This window comes from Zavarzinia marina (assembly GCF_021568905.1).
Classification (GTDB): domain Bacteria; phylum Pseudomonadota; class Alphaproteobacteria; order Zavarziniales; family Zavarziniaceae; genus Zavarzinia; species Zavarzinia marina.
Genome location: NZ_JAKGSB010000001.1, coordinates 377,250 through 395,621 on the forward strand (window position 1 = coordinate 377,250; position 18,372 = coordinate 395,621).

An 18,372-nucleotide genomic window follows, 5' to 3' on the forward strand; every position below is an offset into this window, starting at 1 on the left:
CAGTCACTATGTTCGTCGTTCACCCTTATTGCGAACGGGAGTTGCCGCGAATGGCTCGCGTTACCGTTGAAGATTGTGTGCTGAAGGTTCCGAACCGCTTCGAGCTGGTGTTGCTGGCCGGGCATCGGGCGCGTGGCATTTCCGCCGGCGCACCCCTGACCGTCGATCGCGACAACGACAAGAATCCGGTCGTCGCCCTGCGCGAGATCGCCGACGAGACCGTGCCCGTCACGGGGCTGCGCGACAGCCTGATCGGCACGCTCCAGCATCACGTCGAGCGCGACGAGCCCGTCGAGGACGACATGCCTCGTCTGATGGCCGGGCATGAGGCGGAACTCGAAGGTGTGAACGCCGAAGCGTATGCTGACTCGATGTCCGATCTTGCGGCGGAACTCGATGCAGCACTCGGTGGCGACGACGAAGAAGAGTAACGCGACAGACGGGCGCCCGGTTCGGCCGGGCGCTGTCGGGGCGCACCGGCGCGCCCGTTTCCCCTCGGCCGGCACTTCCCTAAGGTCCTGGGCCGCGGTCATCGGGCCCGCCATGATGCGGGGTTACCGTCCGTGATCCGCCAATACGAACTCGTCGAGCGCGTCCGCGCCTACGATCCCCAGGCGGACGAAAACCTGCTGAACCGCGCCTATGTCTTCTCGATGAAGGCGCACGGCAGCCAGAAGCGCGCCTCGGGCGATCCCTATTTCTCGCACCCGCTCGAGGTCGCGGGCATCCTCACCGAACTGAAGCTGGACAGCGACACGATCGTCACCGCCCTGCTGCATGACACGATCGAGGACACGGTCGCCACCTACGACGACATCGAGAAGATGTTCGGGCCGAAGATAGCCCAGCTCGTCGACGGTGTGACGAAACTCTCCAAGCTGGAACGCCCCGCGTCAGAATCCGCGCGCCAGGCCGAGAATTTCCGCAAGCTGCTGGTCGCGATGTCGAACGACATCCGCGTCCTCCTGGTCAAGCTGGCGGACCGCCTGCACAACATGCGCACCCTGCACTTCATCAAGGATCCCGAGAAGCGCAAGCGCATCGCGGTCGAGACGATGGAGATCTATGCGCCGCTGGCCGAGCGCATCGGCATGCAGGAAATGCGCGAGGAACTGGAGGATCTGTCGTTCGCGCAGATCAATCCCGACGCCCGCGCCGGCATCATCGCGCGTCTCACCTTCCTGCGCGAGCGCGGCGGCACCCTGATCCCGAAGATTTCGGAGCAATTGCACCGCACCCTGGTCGCCGGCGGCGTCGACTGCACGGTCCACGGACGGGAGAAGCGGCCCTATTCCATCTGGCGCAAGATGGAAGAGAAGAACATCAATTTCGAGCAGCTCTCGGACATCATGGCGTTCCGCATCGTCGTTACCGACGTCGGCGCCTGCTATCGCGCCCTCGGCGTCATCCACGGCGCCTATCCGATGGTCCACGGCCGCTTCAAGGACTATATCTCGACGCCGAAGCAGAACGGCTATCGTTCCCTGCACACCACCATCATCGGGCCGGAACGTCAGAAGATCGAAGTCCAGATCCGCACCCGCGAGATGCATGAGGTGGCGGAACTCGGCGTCGCCGCCCATTGGCGCTACAAGGAGGGCGGCCCCCTGCAGCCGGTGCCGACCGACGGCATGCAGTACCGCTGGCTGCGCGAGTTGCTGGAGATCCTGGAACATGCCTCGACGCCCGAGGAATTCCTCGAGCACACCAAGCTCGAGATGTTCCAGGACCAGGTGTTCTGCTTCACGCCCAGGGGCGACCTGATCGCCCTGCCCAAGGGGGCGACGCCGCTCGACTTCGCCTATGCCGTCCATACCTCCGTCGGCCATACCTGCGTCGGGGCCAAGATCAACGGGCGCCTGCAGCCGCTGCGCACCGAATTGCAGAACGGCGATCAGGTGGAGATCGTCCGTTCCAAGGCCCAGACCCCCAGCGCCGACTGGGAGCATCTGGTGGTCACCGGCCACGCCCGCTCGGCCATCCGCCGCTTCCTGCGCGGCCAGCAGCGCGACCAATATATGACGCTCGGCAAGGAGATCGTCGCCAAGGCGTTCCAGCACGGCGGCCACGACGTGACCGAGAAGGCGGTCGAGGGCGTGCTGCGCAATTTCCGCCAGAAGACGATCGAGGACCTCTATGTCGCGGTCGGGCAGGGGCTGATCACCGGCCGCGCCGTGGTCGAGGCGGTGTTCCCGGGCGAGAAGCTGAAGGACCAGGGCAAGGTCGTGCCCATCGGCCGGGCCAAGGGCGCGCGCGCCGCCAACAAGGGCGTGGCGATCAAGGGGCTCATCCCCGGCCTCGCCATCCATTACGCCGGCTGCTGCCATCCGCTGCCGGGCGACCGCATCGTCGGCATCGTCTCGACCGGGCGCGGCGTCACCGTGCATTCGATCGACTGCAAGATGCTGGAGCAATACAACGACCAGCCGGAACGCTGGCTCGACCTCGCCTGGTCGACGGCGAAGGACGAAGGCCCGCATATCGGCCGCATCACCGCCATCGTCTCCAACGAGCCGGGCGCGCTTTCGACCGTGGCGAGCGTGATCGCCAAGGGGCTCGGCAATGTGGTCAACCTGAAATTCACCGACCGTTCGGCCGATTTCGTCGAAATGATGATCGACATCGAGGTCCGGGATGTGAAACATCTCGCCACCATCCTCGCGGCGCTTCGCGCAAACCCGGCCATCAGTTCGGTGGAACGGGCGCGCGGTTAGGCCCTCCGCCGCCGGCGGGACGAATACAGGAACCATCACCATGGACCAGGCCCAGGTACTGGACGAATTCCGCGCCGCCGGCGCTCTCCTCGAAGGCCATTTCATCCTGACCTCCGGCCTGCGCAGCCCGATGTACCTGCAGTGTGCCCGCGTCCTGATGGACCCGCGCCGGGCCGAGCGCCTCTGTGCGGCACTCGCGGCAAAGGTGCGCGATGCCCTGGGCGCCGATCCGATCGACCTCGTCGTCTCGCCCGCCATGGGCGGTGTCGTGGTCGGTTACGAGATGGGACGCCAGATGGGCGTTCCCGCGATCTTCGTCGAGCGGGTGGACGGCACCTTCGCGCTGCGCCGCGGTTTCGACATTCCGCAAGGCGCGCGCTGCCTGATGGTGGAGGACGTGGTGACCACGGGCCTGTCGTCGCGCGAATGCATCGGCGTGATCGAGGCGTTGGGCGGCCGCGTCGTCGCCGGTGCCTCGCTGATCGACCGTTCCGACGGCAAGGCCGACATCGGCGTGCCGCTGATCCCCCTGGCGCGGCTGGCGGTGCCGTCCTATCCGGCCGACGCCCTGCCGCCCGACCTGGCCGCGATCCCGGCGATCAAGCCGGGCAGCCGCGGCCTCAAGTAGGAAGGGCGAGGGCCATGGCCGCGTCCCTGCCGCATCTGCGCCTCGGCGTGAACATCGACCATGTCGCGACCATCCGCAACGCGCGGGGCGGCGGCCATCCGGACCCGGTGCGGGCGGCCCGTCTCGCGGCGGCGGCCGGCGCCGACGGCATCACCGCCCATCTGCGCGAGGACCGGCGCCACATTTCGGACCACGACATCTCGCGCCTCGCGCGGGAGATCGATCTGCCTCTAAATCTCGAGATGGCGGCGACCGACGAGATGCTGACCATCGCGCTGGCCCACAGGCCCCACGCCTGCTGTCTCGTCCCCGAGAAGCGCGAGGAGAAGACCACGGAAGGCGGTCTCGACGTCGCGGTCGGGCATCGCACCCTCGCGCCCTTCATCCGCAGCCTGGTCGACGCCGGGATCCGCGTCTCGCTCTTCGTCGATCCGGAGGACGTGCAGCTCGCGGTCGCCAAGGCGCTCGGCGCCCAGGTGGTCGAACTGCACACCGGTGCCTATTGCGAGGCCGAGGGTGACCTGCGCGAGATGGAACTGGACCGTCTGCGCCGGGCGGCCGAGGCGGCGGACCGGCTGGGCCTCGAATGCCATGCCGGTCACGGCCTGACCTTCGAGACGGTGAAGCCGGTCGCGGCGATCGCCACCGTGGTCGAACTGAACATCGGCCATTTCCTGGTGGGGGAGGCGATCTTCACCGGCCTCGAAGCCTCGATCCGCCAGATGCGGCGCCTGATGGACGAGGCGCGGGCGCAAGCGGCGGCATGACCATGATCATCGGCATCGGCTCGGACCTGATCGACATCCGCCGCATCGAGCGCATTCTGGATCGTTTCGGCGACCGTTTCATCGCCCGCGTCTTCACCGAGGTCGAACAGGCCAAGGCCGAGCGGCGCCAGCGCACCCGGGTCGAGACCTTCGCCAAGCGCTTCGCCGCCAAGGAAGCCTGCTCCAAGGCGCTCGGCACCGGTTTTTCGCGCGGCGTGTTCTGGCGTGACCTCGGCGTCGTCAACCTGCCGGGGGGCAAGCCGACCCTCGCCCTGACCGGCGGCGCAGCGGACCGGCTGGCGCAGATCACCCCGCCCGGCATGCGCGCCGTGGTCGATCTGACCATCACCGACGAGCCGCCGATCGCGAGCGCGGTGGTCATCATCTCGGCCGTGCCGGACGGCGACGGCTAGGCTATCCTTCGGAGCCGGCGCCGGGTTTGGTCGCGGAGCCGGTTGACATCGCACCCTTGGCTGGGCTTGATGCCCGCCGTTGTGGGAGTCCGCGCGTGACGGCATTCAAGGAAAACGTGATGAAGCAGACGGGCCGTTCGTCTTTCTTCGAGACGGTACGGACCGTCATCTATGCCGTGCTGATCGCGATCGTGATCCGTTCGGTGCTGTTCGAGCCGTTCAACATTCCGTCCGGTTCGATGCGGCCCACGCTGGAGGTCGGGGACTATCTCTTCGTTTCCAAATTCTCCTACGGCTATTCGCGCTACTCGCTGCCCTTCGGCCTCGACCTGTTCGACGGCCGCATCATGGAGAGCATGCCGGAGCGCGGCGATGTCGTCGTCTTCAGGAAGCCGAGCGAGCCGGACGTCGACTACATCAAGCGCATCGTCGGCCTGCCGGGCGACCGTATCCAGGTCACCGACGGCGTGCTGATCATCAACGGCGAACCGGTGCCGCGCGAGCGGATCGAGGACTATATCGAGCCGCAGCCGAACGGCGGCATGCGCCGGATCGAGCAATGGCGCGAAACCCTGCCGAACGGCGTCTCCTACGTGACCTTCAACACCAGGGACAACGGCCAGGCGGACAATACCGGCGCCTATGAGGTGCCGGCCGGCAAATATTTCGCCATGGGCGACAACCGCGACGATTCGATCGACAGCCGCTTCCCGCCCGAATTCGGCGGCGTCGGCTTCGTCCCGGCCGAAAACCTGATCGGCCGCGCCGATCTGATCTTCTTTTCCTCGGACGGCAGCGCCGGCCTGTTCGAACCCTGGAACTGGTTCGGGGCGATCCGCTACGAGCGCCTGATGCAAGTGATCCATTGAGCGCCACCGACGATTTCGAGCAGGCCATCGGCCATCGTTTCGCCGACCGCCACCTGCTGACGCGGGCGCTGACGCACAAGAGCTTCGGCGCCGAGACCTCCAACGAACGGCTCGAATTCCTCGGCGATCGCGTGCTCGGCATGGTGATCGCCGAAACCCTCTATGCCGCCCATCCCGCGTGGGAGGAGGGCGCGCTGGCGGTGCGCCTGAACGGTCTCGTCCGGCGCGAGACCCTGGCCCAGATCGCGGGTGAAATCGGCCTCGGCCGGGCGCTCCGCCTCGCCAAGGGCGAGGACGAGCAGGGCGGCCGCGCCAAGCCCGCGATCCTCGCCGACGCCATGGAGGCGGTGATCGCCGCCGTCTATCTGGATGGCGGTCTGGCGGCCGCGCGCGGCGTCGTCGCCCGCCTGTGGGACGATTATTTCGCCAATCGCGTCACCCCGCCCAAGGATGCCAAGACCATGCTGCAGGAATGGGCGGTGGCGCGGGGTCTCGGCCAGCCGCGCTACGAGGTGCGCGACCGCAGCGGACCGGACCATGCCCCGGTCTTCGTCGTCGCCGCGATCCTTCCCGCCGGCAACAGCGCGGAAGGCCGGGGACCGTCGAAGCGGGTCGCCGAACAAGAGGCGGCCAAGGCCCTCCTCGAAACCTTCAGGGAAGCGCCATGACCGAGGATATGCAGACCCCGCCGGCGCCCGCGACCGACACGAAGGCGGGCTTCGTCGCCATCGTCGGGCCGACCAACGCGGGCAAGTCGACCCTGACCAACCGGCTGGTCGGGACCAAGGTCTCGATCGTCACGCCCAAGGTGCAGACCACGCGCACCCGCGTGACCGGCATCGTCAACCGGGGACCCTGCCAGATCGTCTTCGTCGACACGCCGGGCGTCTTCGCGCCCAAGCGCCGCCTCGACCGCGCCATGGTGGCGGCGGCCTGGGCCGGGGCGGCGGACGCCGATCTCGTCGTCATGGTGGTCGACGCCGAACGCGGCATCGACGACGCGGTCGAAGCGGTGGTGAAGGGGCTGAAGCAGGGTGGGCGCCGCGCGCTGCTCGCCCTCAACAAGATCGACCTCGTGAAGCGCGAGAAGCTGCTCGGCCTCGCCGCCGCGATGAACGAGCGTTTCGACTTCGACGCCACCTTCATGATCTCGGCCCAGGGCGGCAGCGGTTGCGACGACCTGATGGCGGCGATCGAATCGCGCCTGCCGCCGGGGCCATGGCTGTTCCCGGAGGACCAGCTTTCCGACCTGCCGGAACGTCTTCTGGCGTCCGAGATCACGCGCGAGAAGATCTATCTGCGCCTCCATCAGGAACTGCCCTATTCGATCCACGTCGAGACCGAGTCGTGGAAGGACCAGAAGGACGGCTCGGTCCGCATCGAGCAGGTGATCTATGTCGAACGCGACGGCCAGAAGGCGATCGTGCTCGGCAAGGGCGGGGCGACGGTGAAGATCATCGGCAGCATGGCGCGCGAGGAGATGGAGCAGATCTTCGATCGCAGGGTCCATCTCTTCATCTTCGTCAAGGTCCGGGCCGACTGGACCAACGACCGCGAACATTACCGCAGCATGGGACTCGACTGGCAGGACTAGGCCGCCGGGCCCATGGGTTTTATGGTTTCCTAAGGAGTTCCGGGCAGCCTGTCGGGATTCCCCGGGGAAGGATGCCGATGGCGCCCGACAGGTCGAAATCGAGAATTGCGATACGCTGGACGCGGCGGACGGCCGCGCCCCTGGCGATCGCCGTCTTCTGGGGCGCGGTCCTGATCATCATCGGCCTCGCGCTCGACGTCGAGGTGCTTTGGCGTCCGCTGGCCAGCGGGCCCGCGACCTCCCTCTGGAGCGCGGCGGGCATCGCCGTTCTCGCTTTCGCGCTCGTACCCGGCCGCGTCGGGGCCGTCTTCTCCCTGGCGGCGGTGGCGATCAGTCTGCTTCGGTTCGCCGAACTGGCGTCCGGCTACAGTTTCCTGCCGACGCCCTCGCCCTGGGCCGAAGTGCTGATCAGCGAGGAGGCGCAGGGGACGCCGGTGATCATGGGCTGGAATACCGCCCTGATGATCGGTCTCTGCGGGCTGGGCCCCCTGCTGATGCGGCTGCAACTGGTCTCGGCGGCCTTCGCCTGTCTGATGGTGGCATTCGGCACCGCGGGGGTCGCCCTGCTTGGCTATGCCTACGGCCAGTCGGATTTCCACGGCGAAATGGCTGTTCCGACCATGGTGCTGGGCGGCACGATCTGTCTCGCCACCTTCTTTCGTTATGCCGATCGGGGCTGGCTCAGGCTGATGCTGGGCACGTCCAACTCGGCCCGCGCGGCCCGACAGCAGATATCCATGATCACCGTCGGGATCATCGTCATCGGTCTGGTGTTCACCCGCATCGGCACTCAGGGCAGCGCCGAGGCGATGATCTCCATGCAGGCGATCATCCTCTCGACGCTGGTCATCTGCGGCACGGCGGTCGGTTTCCGCCGCGTCGAACTGGCGGAGCGGCACCTGCTGTGGAAGCTTCACCTCCAGGCCATCCAGGATCCGCTGACCGGCGTCTACAACCGGCGAGGCCTGATGGAACGCCTGATGCGGGCGTGCATCGCGGCACGGGAGGGCGGGCGCTGCTTCAGCGTCCTTGCCATGGACATCGACCACTTCAAGTCGATCAACGACCGGTTCGGCCACGCCGCCGGCGACGTGGTCTTGTGCGAGGTTGCGAAATGCATCGCCGATCTGGTGCGCGAGGGCGATCTGTTCGGCCGCACGGGGGGCGAGGAATTCACCGTCGTCGCCATGGACCTGATCGGGCGCGATGCCGGCGCCTGCGCGGAGCGCCTGCGGCGCGGGGTCGAGGAGCTCGACCTCGAGGCGATCGTGCCGGGCTTGCGGCGGGTCACCATCTCCATCGGCATCGCCTGCACGGAATCCTGCGACGGCGGCCTGACCGATCTGATGGCCCGCGCCGATCAGGCCCTCTATCGCGCGAAGGCCAAACAGCGCAACGTCGTCTCCTTCTGAGCCGTGCGGTCCTGGTCTGCCGGCCTTGATTAATCGTTAACTATGTTGTTCTGTCGGGCCATCCCCCTCGATTCGCTCGAAGGTTGGAGGCGGTCGGCATTTGGGCAGCGAGAATATCCTCATCACCATCGCGACCTACGCGGGTTGCGTCGTCCTGGTCCTGTTGGTCGGCTTCGGCATCCTGAAACGCCCCGATTTCGCCATCGTGCCGCGCCGCCGGCGTTTCCGGCAGGTCGGCGTCGCGGGACTCGTCGTCTCGGAAGTGGCCGAGCTGCTGCGCCATCCGCCGCGCAGCTACGATCTCTACCAGTTCGATCCCGACCGTGGGCTGGTGGTCTGGATGGAGGGACCGGGCCTCCTCACCATCGGTGGGTTCTTTCCGCTCTATCTCGATCCGAGCCATCAGGGCGTGACGGTGACCTGCGCGGTCGAGCCGCGCGTGCCCCTGCTGGATCCGATGGCGGGCCGGCGCCTGCGCCGGGTCTGCCGGCAGGTGATGTCGATGACGGGCGGCGCGATGATCTGAGGCGGCCGGTCAATGCCGGCCAGTTCGGAGCAGAAGGGTTCAGAGCCGGCGCAGCGCAACCGATTCGACCCGGTGATCCTTGCCCTTGCTGAGGATCAGGTCGGCGCGGAAGCGGGCAGGGCGGATGTTCTCGACCAGGTTCCGCTCGTTGATGCGGGTCCAGATCGAAAGCGCCGTGTCGCGCGCCTCCTCGTCGGACAGGGTGGCATAGCGGCTGAAATAGGCGTCCGGATCGCGGAACGCGGTCTGCCGGAAGTTCAGGAAGCGCGAGACATACCAGTCGCGGATGATCTCGGTCTCGGCATCGACGTAGATCGAGAAATCGAAGAAGTCCGACGCGAAGATGACGTCGTCGAGCCCCGGCGCCGTGTTCACCTGGAGCACGTTCAAGCCCTCGACGATCAGGATGTCGGGCTGGTTGATGGTCTGGAAGGCGCCGGGCACGATGTCGTAGACGATATGGCTGTAGACCGGGGCCTTCACGTCGTGTCGGCCGGCCTTCACGTCCGCCAGGAAGTTCAGCAGGGTGCGGACGTCGTAGCTCTCGGGGAAGCCCTTGCGCTCCATCAGGCCGCGCTTCTGCAGGACCTGATTGGGATGCAGGAAGCCGTCGGTCGAGATCAGCTCGACATTGGGGTGGCCCGGCCAGCGCGCCAGGAGGGAGCGCAGAATGCGGGCCGACGTGCTCTTGCCGACCGAGACCGAGCCGGCGAGACCGATGATATAGGGCACTTTCGCCGGCACGGCACCGAGGAAGCGGAAGGTGGAGCGGTAGAGCTCCATCCGGTTCGAGACATGCAGGTTCAAGAGGCGCGACAGCGGCAGATAGATATCCGCCACTTCCTCCAGCGAGATCATTTCGTCCGCGCCGCGCAACTGCAGGAGGTCGTCGTGGGACAGGGTCATCGGCGTATCGGCGCGATGCGCCCGCCATTCTTCCCGGCCGAAGAGCGTGAAACGCTGCTCGACCGAGGGTTTCAACTTGGTCTCGGGCATTTACGCCAACCCCTGCACTTCCTGGGTGTCCCGGTCCGGGTGAGATTCGTGTCCGGCTGAGAATCGTTCGCGGTGGGCCTGAATCGTTTTCGGTGGGCTTGAATCGTTTTCGGTGGGTCTTGTCGTGTTAGGTGGGTCCTCGCGGCCGGAGGGCGCCGCGCACCCGGCAAGGGCCCGCCGCCTCCGGAGAATTCCGCAGGTGATACCACGGTGGTATCCATGGCAAAAGACTGGTTGCAACATAAATGTCGCGTGTTTCCGGGCGCGGGCGGGCGGGGACGATGGATTGGCGTGACCGTGGATATGTATTGTCGGTGCGCGTGCTCGGGGAAAGGGATGCCGTGGCCTCCCTCTTCACGCGCGAGCACGGCCGCCATCCCGGCCTCGTCCGGGGCGGGGCGGGGCGGCGGATGTCGCCGCTGCTCCAGGCCGGCAACGAGCTCCATGTCCAATGGCGTGCCCGGCTGTCGGATCATCTGGGCACCTTCAGCGCGGAGGCGGGCACGGCCCATGGCGCCGCGCTGCTGGATTCGCCCCTGCGCCTGGCGGCGCTCTCCGCTGCCTGTGCCCTGGTCGAGACCTGTCTGCCGGAACGCGAGCCACACACCCGGCTGTTCGACGGTTTCGAGGTCTTTCTCGGCCTTCTCGGCCAGGACGGGCCCTGGGCGGCCGTGCTGGTGCGCTTCGAACTCGAACTGCTGGCCGAACTCGGCTTCGGGCTGGATCTTTCCGCCTGCGCGGTGACCGGGGCGACGGCGGGGCTCAGCCACGTGTCGCCCCGGACCGGGCGCGCGGTCTCGGCCGAGGCGGCGGCGCCCTATGCCGACCGTCTGCTGCGCCTGCCCGGCTTCCTGACCGGGGCGGCGGGGTCGGCGGATGGGGCGGCGCTCGCCGATGGTTTCGCCCTGACCGGCCATTTCATCGAGCGCCACATCCTCGCGCCCAAGGGGCTGGCGCTGCCGCCGGCGCGCGGACGGCTTCTCTCCCTCTTGGGGCGGACGCCGGGGATCTGCTAGGTTCCGGACATGACGGAAACCACCCTCGAAAGCGGCGAGATTCGCGACGTCTCCCTCGCCAATGCGCTGGGCGAGCGATATCTCGCCTATGCCCTCTCGACCATCATGTCGCGCTCGCTGCCCGACGTGCGCGACGGTCTGAAGCCGGTCCACCGGCGCCTGCTCTACGCCATGCGGCAGTTGAAGCTGGACCCGAAGTCCGGCTTCAAGAAATCCGCCCGCGTGGTCGGCGACGTGATGGGCAAATTCCATCCCCATGGCGACCAGTCGATCTACGATGCCCTGGTGCGGCTGGCCCAGGATTTCGCGGTCCGCTATCCGCTGATCGACGGCCAGGGCAATTTCGGCAATGTCGACGGCGATAATCCGGCGGCCATGCGCTACACCGAGGCGCGCCTGACCCGGGTCGCCGAACTCATGCTGGCGGAGATCGACGAGGATACGGTCGATTTCCGCGCGACCTACGACGGCGAGGACAAGGAGCCGGTGGTGCTGCCCGGCGCCTTCCCGAATCTGCTGGCGAATGGTGCCCAGGGCATCGCCGTCGGCATGGCGACCTCGATCCCGCCCCACAACGTCGCCGAACTCTGCGGTGCGATCGAACTCCTCCTCAAGAAGCCGGAAGCGACGATCGACGAGGTGGTGGCCCTGGTGCCGGGGCCCGACTTCCCGACCGGCGGCCTGCTGGTCGAAGGTGCTGCCTCGATCCGCGAAGCCTATGCCACCGGCAAGGGCTCGTTCCGGCTGCGCGCGCGCTGGCACAAGGAGGACACGGGGCGGGGCGGCTGGAACGTCATCGTCACCGAGATTCCCTATCAGGTGCCGAAGTCGCGCCTGATCGAGAAGATCGCCGAACTGATCGAACAGAAGAAGCTGCCGCTGCTGGAGGACGTGCGCGACGAATCGGCCGACGATGTCCGCGTCGTCCTGGTGCCGCGCAGCCGCACGGTCGAGCCCGAGATGCTGATGGAGGGGCTGTTCAAGCTCTCCGACCTCGAGACAAGGGTGCCGCTGAACCTCAACGTGCTCGACAAGGGGCAGATGCCCCAGGTGATGAGCCTGAAGGATGCGCTGCTCTCCTTCATCGCGCACCGGATCGAGGTCACGGTGCGGCGCGCCAATCACCGCCTGGCCCAGATCGCCCATCGCCTGGAGATCCTGGGCGGCTATCTCGTCGCCTATCTCAACATCGACGAGGTGATCCGCATCATCCGCGAGGAGGATCACCCGAAGCAGGTGATGATGGCCCGCTTCGAACTGACCGACGTCCAGGCCGAGGCGATCCTCAACATGCGCCTGCGCTCGCTCCGCAAGCTCGAGGAATTTGAGATCCGCAAGGAACACGACGCCCTGATCAAGGAACGCGCGGAACTGGAGAAGCTGGTGGCGGAACCCGCGCGCCAGCGCCGCGCCGTCGCCAGGGGCATCGCCGAGATCGCCAAGGAATTCGGCCCCGATACGCCGCTCGGCAGGCGCCGCAGCGGTTTCGCCGAGGCGCCGCAGGTGATCGACCTGCCCTCGACCGCCTTCATCGAGCGCGAGGCGATCACGGTGATCTGTTCGGCCAAGGGCTGGATCCGCGCCCTCAAGGGCCATGTCGACAGCGATGCCGACATCCGCTTCAAGGAAGGCGACCAGGGCCGCTTCGTGATCAAGGCCGAGACCACGGACCGCCTGCTGGTCTTCGCCACCAACGGCCGCTTCTTCACGCTCGGCTGCGACCGCCTGCCGGGCGGGCGCGGCCATGGCGAGCCGATTCGCCTGATGGTCGATCTCGGCAACGATCAGGACATCGTCGCCATGCTGGTCCACAAGCCCGGTTCGAAGCTGCTGCTGGCGGCGACCGACGGCAAGGGCTTCGTGGCCCTGGAGGACGAGGTGGTGGGCCAGACCAAGGCGGGCAAGCAGGTGCTGAACCCGGGCGAGGGGGCGGAGGCGATGATCTGCCGCCGCGTTTCCGGCGATTCGGTCGCCGTCGTCGGCGAGAACCGCAAGCTCCTGGTGTTCCCCTTGTCGGAAGTGCCGGAGATGACGCGCGGGCGCGGCGTCACCCTGCAGAAATACAAGGACGGGGGCCTTGCCGACGTCGCGCTCTTCACCCTGGCGGACGGGCTGTCGTGGCCCTATGGCTCGGGTGTGAAGACCGAGACCAATCTGACCGACTGGCAGGGCAGCCGGGGCGCCGCCGGGCGCCTCGCGCCGCGCGGCTTCCCCAAGGCCAATCGCTTCACCTGAGGAAAGGGCCCGCGCACGGCGGCGCGACGCGGGCGGTGCCCGCGCACGGCGGCGCAACGCGGGCGGAGCCCGCGCATGGCGGCAATGCGCGGGCGCCGATTGTGAAGGCGGCGGTCCTTGGCCACTCTGCCCGGATTGGCCACACGAGAAGACCATGAGCCTGGCACCGCCCGCCGCCCCGATCGGATCGGCTTCCCCCCTCGATCGGCGACAGGACGCCGGCGCCGGCATCCTGTGGATGGTGCTGGCGGTCGGCATCTTCTCGGTCATGGACACGCTGGCGAAATGGCAGGCCGAGACCTATCACGTCGCGCAGCTCATCTTCTTCCGGTCGTTCTTCGGGCTGATGGTGCTGCTGCCGTTCCTGATGCGGGGCAGGGGCGTCCTGGTCAAGCTGCGCAGTCGGCAGATCGGGCTGCATATCGTGCGCAGCTTCTTCGGTCTCGCCGCGCTCTTCGCCTTCTTCCAGTCGGTCCGCTATCTCGAACTGGCGGACGCGGTGGTGCTGTCCTTCGCCAGCCCGCTGTTCCTGACCGGGCTTTCGGTCCTGCTGCTCGGCGAGCACGTGGGGTGGCGGCGCTGGGCCGCCATCCTGGTCGGCTTCGTCGGTGTTCTCGTCATGATGCAGCCGGGCGGCGATCTCTTTACCCTATATGCGCTGCTGCCGCTGGCGGGCGCCCTGGCCTATGCCGTCGTCGGCATCTTCATCCGGGTTCTGGCCAGGACCGAGGAGACGGTGACCATCGTCTTCTATTTCGGGCTGTTCGCCACCCTGGCGACGGCCGTGATGCTGCCCTTCGTCTGGATCGCGCCGCGCGACGCCATGGACTGGGTCGCCCAGATCGCCATCGGCGTCTGCGGCGGATTCGCCCAGATGGCGATGACCAATGCCTTCTCGCGCGCGCCCCTCGCCGTGGTCGCGCCCTTCGACTATACGGCGATCATCTGGTCGGTCATGTTCGGCTATGTCGTCTGGGGTGACATGCCCGCCTTGACCACCTGGGCGGGTACCGGGATCGTGGTCGCCAGCGGTCTCTACATTCTTCACCGCGAGACACGCCGCCGCCCGCCGGGCTGACACCAAAGCTTAAAAAAACTGCAAACTCCCAGTCACCGCGCCTTGATATCGAACCTCAAGCAGCGGGTGCGGAGTACGAAATGGCGGCGGCGATCGAGGTCAAGGGCCTGACGAAGACGTTCGGCGGCGGGCGCAAGGCGCTCGACGGCGTGGATCTGACGATCCAGCGCGGCGAGATGGTCGCCCTGATCGGTGCTTCGGGATCCGGCAAATCGACCTTGATGCGCCATATCGGCGGCCTCGTCGCCGGCGACCGCAAGAGTGCCTCGTCGGGCAGCATCACGGTCCATGGCCGCAAGGTCCAGGCCTCGGGCAAGATGGGTTCCGACATCCGCGACATCCGCGGCGGCATCGGCTTCGTGTTCCAGCAGTTCGGCCTCGTCAACCGCATGAGCGTGCTGACCAACACGCTGGCCGGCGCCCTCGGCCGGCTGCCGGCCTGGCGCACCCTGTTCAAGCTCTTCCCGCAGGAGGATCGCGATCTCGCGCTCGTGTCCCTGCAGCGCGTCGGCGTCGCCGACTGGGCGTTCGAACGCGCCGGCGACCTCTCGGGCGGACAGCAGCAGCGCGTCGCCATCGCCCGCGCCCTCGTCCAGAAGGCACCGGTGCTGATGGCGGACGAGCCCATCGCCTCGCTCGATCCGGCGTCGTCGCAGAATGTCATGGAAATCCTGCAGCGGGTGAACGCGGAGGACGGCATCACCGTCGTCGTCACCCTGCACCAGGTCGACTACGCGGTGAAATACTGCCCGCGTACCGTCGCGCTTCGCAGCGGCAAGGTCGTCTATGACGGCCCTTCCGCGGCGCTGACGCCGCAACTCCTGGCCGAGCTCTATGCCGGCGACAAGGAGGCGGCGGCCGCCCTCTGGGGCACTTCGCTGGAACAGAACGCGGACAGTCTCGAGCACAAGCTCGCGACCGGCCTGTCGTAATGTAACTGGTTACAACCTCGTCAACCTCAAGGAAGCGGGTCATGTTCAAGAAGACCATCGCCGCCATCGCCATGATGGGTGCGGCGCTCGGCATCGTGCAGAAGGCCGAAGCCGCCGACGTCCTGAACTTCGGCATCATCTCGACCGAATCCTCGTCGAACCTGAAGACCGTCTGGGATCCGTTCCTGGCCGACATGGCCACCCAGACCGGCTTCGAGGTGAAGGCGTTCTTCGCCCCCGACTATGCCGGCATCATCGAAGGCATGCGCTTCAAGCAGGTCGACGTCGCCTGGTACGGCAACAAGTCGGCCATGGAAGCGGTCGACCGCGCGGGCGGCGAAATCTTCGCCCAGACCGTCGCCGCCGACGGCTCGGCCGGCTACTACAGCCATCTGATCGTCCCGACCGACAGCCCGCTGAACAGCCTCGAGGATCTGCTGAAGCACGGCGGCAGCGACCTGGTGTTCGGTTCGGGCGATCCGAACTCGACCTCGGGCACCCTGGTTCCGGGCTACTATGTCTTCGCGCTGAACAACATCGACCCGAAGACCTACTTCAAGACCGTCCTGAACGCGAACCACGAAGCCAATGCGCTGGCCGTCGCGAACAAGCAGGTCGACATCGCCACCAACAACTCGGAAAACCTGGGTCGTCTGAAGGTGACGAAGCCGGACGCCCTCGAGAAGATCAAGGTCATCTGGACCTCGCCGATCATCCCGTCGGACCCGATCGTGTGGCGCAAGGACCTGGACGATGCCTCGAAGGAGAAGCTGAAGGCCTTCTTCCTCGGCTACGGCACCAAGCGTGACGGCTTCTCGGACGAGCAGGTCGCCAAGGAGACCGAGGTTCTGGCCGCTCTGCAGTGGGCGCCGTTCAAGGCTTCCAACGACGACCAGCTGATCCCGATCCGTCAGCTCGACCTCTTCAAGAAGAAGACCCAGATCCTGGCTGACGAAGGTCTGAGCGCGGACGAGAAGACCAAGGCCGTGGCCGAGATCGACGCCAAGCTGAAGGCTCTCGAAGGCAAGTCGAAGACCAACTGATCGTAACGAGGGCGGCGCCGGAGCCATTCGGCGCCGCCTTTCCGTTCGGAGGTACACATGTCCGCACCGTCCACCATCGTGATGTCGCCCGAACTCATGGAGCGCGCCCAGGCCGAGGCGCGGAAGCGGCTCTTCTCCTATATCGGCTGGGCGGCGCTGGTCGGCCTGCTGATCCTGTCCTACGGCGGTGCCGGTATCGATTTCGGCAAGCTCTGGGCCAACCGCGACAATATCGCGACCCTGGGCTGGGACTTCATACCCGAGAATGCCGGGCGCTTCATGCAGCGCACGCCCTGGGCCTTCTACATCGGCGAGATGTGGGAGACGATCCAGATCGCCATCTGGGGCACCGTCCTCGCGGTCATTTTCGCCGTGCCCTTCGGCCTGATGTGTTCGAGCAATGTGGCACCCTGGTGGATCGTGCAGCCGACGCGCCGGGTGATGGACTCGCTGCGCGCCATCAACGAGATCGTTTTCGCGCTGCTCTTCGTCGTCGCCGTCGGCCTCGGGCCCTTCGCCGGCACGCTGGCGCTCTTCGTCCATACCACCGGCATTCTGGCCAAACTGTTCTCCGAGGCGGTCGAGGCGATCGACCATCGCCCGGTCGAGGGCATCCGTGCCACCGGCGCTTCGTCGCTCGAGGAAATCGTCTATGGCGTCATCCCCCAGGTGATGCCGCTCTGGGTATCCTTCGCGCTCTACCGCTTCGAATCCAACGTGCGCTCGGCGGCCGTGCTCGGCATCGTCGGCGCGGGTGGCATCGGCATGGTGCTGCACGAGGAACTGCGCGCCTTCAACTATCCGACCGCCGCCGCGATCATGGTGATCATCATCGTCGCCGTCTCGCTGCTCGACATGCTGTCGGCCCGGCTGCGCAAGTTCGCGTCGTGATGCCTTAATATCGGAATGTTTGTGTTAAATATTCCAAACATCGAATTTTTGATGTGAGGTATTGAAGGCGAGACCGTTCGGGTGCAAATTACCTCCGGCGCGGATGTTCCGCGCCGGAGGTTCCGAATTGTCCGAACTCGACTTCCTGCCCGCGTTCGAGCCCGGCTGGGTCTGGCTGGCCGGCGCCGGTCCCGGCGATCCCGCGCTGCTGACCCTCGGCGTGCATGACGCGCTGCGCCAGGCCGACGTCGTGGTGCATGATGCGCTGGTGGACGGACGGGTGCTGCGCTTCGCGCGGACCGGCGCACTGCTGGAATTCGCCGGCAAGCGGGGCGGACGGCCGTCGTGCCGCCAGGCGGACATCACCGCGCGCCTGATCGATCTCGCCCGCCAGGGCAAGCGCGTGCTGCGCCTCAAGGGCGGCGATCCCTTCATGTTCGGCCGGGGCGGGGAAGAGGCGCAGGCATTGTCGCGCGCCGGCATTCCCTTCCGCGTGTTGCCGGGCGTCACCGCCGGCATCGGCGGCCTTGCCTATGGCGGTATTCCGGCCACGCACCGCGACTTCAATTCCGCCGTCACCTTCCTGACCGGCCATGATGCCGGCGGCGATGTGCCGGATGGTCTGGACTGGCCGGCGATCGCCCGGGGTTCGCCAGTGATCGTGATCTACATGGGCCTCGGCAAGATCGGCCGTATCGCCGATCGCCTGATCGCCGCCGGCCGTGCGCCGGGCGAAGCGGTCGCGGTCGTCGCCGATGCCTCCCTGCCCAGCCAGCGGGTGGTGGAGACGACGCTGGCCGGCGCCGCCGAAGCGGTCGCCGCCGCCGGCATTTCGGCACCCGCCCTGATCGTCGTCGGCGAAGTGGTGAAGCTGCGCGCCGAACTCGACTGGATGAACCGTTTCGTCGCCCCGCCGACGGATGCGGTCTCGCGGCGCCGGGCCTGATCGTCAGGGCGCCTTTCGCCGTGCCGGCAGAAGCGCGAGCACGGCGCGCTTCCCGTCCGCATCCATGAAACCCCAGGCGCCGATCTCCTCGACCGTGCGCAGGCAGCCGGTGCACTGCCGTGTCACCGGATCCAGCTGACAGACCCTGATGCAGGGGGAGGGCGGATCGCCTTCCGATCCGAAGCGTGATTTGCGCGACATGACGGGCCCTTCCTATCAGGAAAGCAGCGCCCTGCCGATTCCGAAGCGGGGACCGGGCGCTCCGAAACGCCCCGGCCCCGGTTGACGCAACGTCAAGCGAAGTCCGCTTGA

Annotated in this window: 19 protein-coding genes; 17 read left to right on the forward strand and 2 right to left on the reverse strand. The window is 66.9% G+C overall.

What is annotated here, in order from left to right:
• Positions 1-50: 50 nt before the first annotated feature.
• The 10 genes from rpoZ (at position 51) to L2U69_RS01840 (ending at position 8,923) form a co-directional block, all read left to right on the forward strand.
• Entirely contained in the window at positions 51-431 is a 381-nt protein-coding gene (rpoZ, locus tag L2U69_RS01795) for a DNA-directed RNA polymerase subunit omega (protein ID WP_236104635.1), read from the forward strand.
• A 132-nt stretch (positions 432-563) separates the two neighbouring features.
• On the forward strand, positions 564-2,714 hold the full coding sequence (locus L2U69_RS01800) for a RelA/SpoT family protein (RefSeq protein WP_236104636.1): 2,151 nt from the start codon (positions 564-566) through the stop codon (positions 2,712-2,714).
• A 40-nt stretch (positions 2,715-2,754) separates the two neighbouring features.
• A complete protein-coding gene (gene pyrE / locus L2U69_RS01805) occupies positions 2,755-3,342 on the forward strand; it encodes an orotate phosphoribosyltransferase (RefSeq protein ID WP_236104637.1) in 588 nt (195 codons plus the stop codon).
• Between the two features lie 14 nt (positions 3,343-3,356).
• A complete protein-coding gene (locus L2U69_RS01810) occupies positions 3,357-4,109 on the forward strand; it encodes a pyridoxine 5'-phosphate synthase (protein ID WP_236104638.1) in 753 nt (250 codons plus the stop codon).
• 2 nt (positions 4,110-4,111) lie between these two features.
• Positions 4,112-4,522 (forward strand): holo-ACP synthase, encoded by a 411-nt coding sequence (gene acpS / locus L2U69_RS01815; protein ID WP_236105750.1) that lies wholly within the window; start codon positions 4,112-4,114, stop codon positions 4,520-4,522.
• A 119-nt stretch (positions 4,523-4,641) separates the two neighbouring features.
• The gene (lepB, locus tag L2U69_RS01820) at positions 4,642-5,391 is read left to right on the forward strand and encodes a signal peptidase I (protein ID WP_236104639.1); all 750 of its coding nucleotides are present in this window, start codon (positions 4,642-4,644) and stop codon (positions 5,389-5,391) included.
• Positions 5,388-6,059 (forward strand): ribonuclease III, encoded by a 672-nt coding sequence (gene rnc / locus L2U69_RS01825; RefSeq protein WP_236104640.1) that lies wholly within the window; start codon positions 5,388-5,390, stop codon positions 6,057-6,059. Before lepB ends, rnc begins: the two co-directional genes overlap by 4 nt.
• Positions 6,056-6,985, forward strand: a complete 930-nt coding sequence (era, locus tag L2U69_RS01830; protein WP_236104641.1) for a GTPase Era — start codon at positions 6,056-6,058, stop codon at positions 6,983-6,985. Before rnc ends, era begins: the two co-directional genes overlap by 4 nt.
• Positions 6,986-7,062: 77 nt before the next feature.
• Positions 7,063-8,397, forward strand: a complete 1,335-nt coding sequence (locus tag L2U69_RS01835; protein ID WP_236104642.1) for a GGDEF domain-containing protein — start codon at positions 7,063-7,065, stop codon at positions 8,395-8,397.
• 100 nt (positions 8,398-8,497) lie between these two features.
• A complete protein-coding gene (locus L2U69_RS01840) occupies positions 8,498-8,923 on the forward strand; it encodes a hypothetical protein (protein WP_236104643.1) in 426 nt (141 codons plus the stop codon).
• A 39-nt stretch (positions 8,924-8,962) separates the two neighbouring features.
• Here the strand turns inward: L2U69_RS01840 and coaA are convergent, their stop codons facing one another.
• Entirely contained in the window at positions 8,963-9,919 is a 957-nt protein-coding gene (coaA, locus tag L2U69_RS01845) for a type I pantothenate kinase (RefSeq protein WP_236104644.1), read from the reverse strand.
• Between the two features lie 281 nt (positions 9,920-10,200).
• Between coaA and recO the strand changes: the two genes are divergently transcribed.
• From recO to cobA, 7 genes are all read left to right on the forward strand, one after another.
• Positions 10,201-10,935, forward strand: coding sequence for a DNA repair protein RecO (recO, locus tag L2U69_RS01850; RefSeq protein WP_236104645.1), 735 nt, complete (start codon positions 10,201-10,203; stop codon positions 10,933-10,935).
• A gap of 9 nt (positions 10,936-10,944) precedes the next feature.
• On the forward strand, positions 10,945-13,170 hold the full coding sequence (gene parC / locus L2U69_RS01855) for a DNA topoisomerase IV subunit A (protein WP_236104646.1): 2,226 nt from the start codon (positions 10,945-10,947) through the stop codon (positions 13,168-13,170).
• Positions 13,171-13,324: 154 nt separating this feature from the next.
• Positions 13,325-14,248: a DMT family transporter gene (locus tag L2U69_RS01860; RefSeq protein ID WP_236104647.1), complete on the forward strand. Its 924-nt coding sequence runs from the start codon at positions 13,325-13,327 to the stop codon at positions 14,246-14,248.
• Positions 14,249-14,328: 80 nt separating this feature from the next.
• Complete coding sequence (gene phnC, locus L2U69_RS01865) at positions 14,329-15,180, forward strand: phosphonate ABC transporter ATP-binding protein (protein ID WP_236104648.1); 852 nt, start codon at positions 14,329-14,331, stop codon at positions 15,178-15,180.
• A gap of 41 nt (positions 15,181-15,221) precedes the next feature.
• Complete coding sequence (gene phnD, locus L2U69_RS01870; protein ID WP_236104649.1) at positions 15,222-16,223, forward strand: phosphonate ABC transporter substrate-binding protein; 1,002 nt, start codon at positions 15,222-15,224, stop codon at positions 16,221-16,223.
• A 57-nt stretch (positions 16,224-16,280) separates the two neighbouring features.
• Positions 16,281-17,114 (forward strand): phosphonate ABC transporter, permease protein PhnE, encoded by an 834-nt coding sequence (gene phnE / locus L2U69_RS01875; RefSeq protein WP_236104650.1) that lies wholly within the window; start codon positions 16,281-16,283, stop codon positions 17,112-17,114.
• A gap of 127 nt (positions 17,115-17,241) precedes the next feature.
• Positions 17,242-18,060 carry a uroporphyrinogen-III C-methyltransferase gene (cobA, locus tag L2U69_RS01880; protein ID WP_236104651.1) on the forward strand — a complete coding sequence of 273 codons (819 nt, stop codon included), beginning with the start codon at positions 17,242-17,244 and terminating at the stop codon, positions 18,058-18,060.
• 3 nt (positions 18,061-18,063) lie between these two features.
• On the opposite strand, the gene L2U69_RS01885 is transcribed toward cobA, so the two are convergent.
• Complete coding sequence (locus tag L2U69_RS01885) at positions 18,064-18,261, reverse strand: DUF1289 domain-containing protein (protein ID WP_236104652.1); 198 nt, start codon at positions 18,259-18,261, stop codon at positions 18,064-18,066.
• Positions 18,262-18,372: the final 111 nt, after the last annotated feature.

What these genes read in the sequence shown, in the direction of transcription:
- phnC (WP_236104648.1), top strand. Translation starts at nt 14,329, where the DNA reads ATGGCGGCGGCGATCGAGGTCAAGGGCCTGACGAAGACGTTCGGCGGC.
- L2U69_RS01810 (WP_236104638.1), top strand. Translation starts at nt 3,357, where the DNA reads ATGGCCGCGTCCCTGCCGCATCTGCGCCTCGGCGTGAACATCGACCAT.
- rpoZ (WP_236104635.1), top strand. Translation starts at nt 51, where the DNA reads ATGGCTCGCGTTACCGTTGAAGATTGTGTGCTGAAGGTTCCGAACCGC.
- coaA (WP_236104644.1), bottom strand. Translation starts at nt 9,919, where the DNA reads ATGCCCGAGACCAAGTTGAAACCCTCGGTCGAGCAGCGTTTCACGCTC.
- acpS (WP_236105750.1), top strand. Translation starts at nt 4,112, where the DNA reads ATGATCATCGGCATCGGCTCGGACCTGATCGACATCCGCCGCATCGAG.
- lepB (WP_236104639.1), top strand. Translation starts at nt 4,642, where the DNA reads ATGAAGCAGACGGGCCGTTCGTCTTTCTTCGAGACGGTACGGACCGTC.
- recO (WP_236104645.1), top strand. Translation starts at nt 10,201, where the DNA reads ATGGATTGGCGTGACCGTGGATATGTATTGTCGGTGCGCGTGCTCGGG.
- phnE (WP_236104650.1), top strand. Translation starts at nt 16,281, where the DNA reads ATGTCCGCACCGTCCACCATCGTGATGTCGCCCGAACTCATGGAGCGC.
- era (WP_236104641.1), top strand. Translation starts at nt 6,056, where the DNA reads ATGACCGAGGATATGCAGACCCCGCCGGCGCCCGCGACCGACACGAAG.
- L2U69_RS01860 (WP_236104647.1), top strand. Translation starts at nt 13,325, where the DNA reads ATGAGCCTGGCACCGCCCGCCGCCCCGATCGGATCGGCTTCCCCCCTC.
- L2U69_RS01835 (WP_236104642.1), top strand. Translation starts at nt 7,063, where the DNA reads ATGGCGCCCGACAGGTCGAAATCGAGAATTGCGATACGCTGGACGCGG.
- phnD (WP_236104649.1), top strand. Translation starts at nt 15,222, where the DNA reads ATGTTCAAGAAGACCATCGCCGCCATCGCCATGATGGGTGCGGCGCTC.
- pyrE (WP_236104637.1), top strand. Translation starts at nt 2,755, where the DNA reads ATGGACCAGGCCCAGGTACTGGACGAATTCCGCGCCGCCGGCGCTCTC.
- parC (WP_236104646.1), top strand. Translation starts at nt 10,945, where the DNA reads ATGACGGAAACCACCCTCGAAAGCGGCGAGATTCGCGACGTCTCCCTC.
- L2U69_RS01885 (WP_236104652.1), bottom strand. Translation starts at nt 18,261, where the DNA reads ATGTCGCGCAAATCACGCTTCGGATCGGAAGGCGATCCGCCCTCCCCC.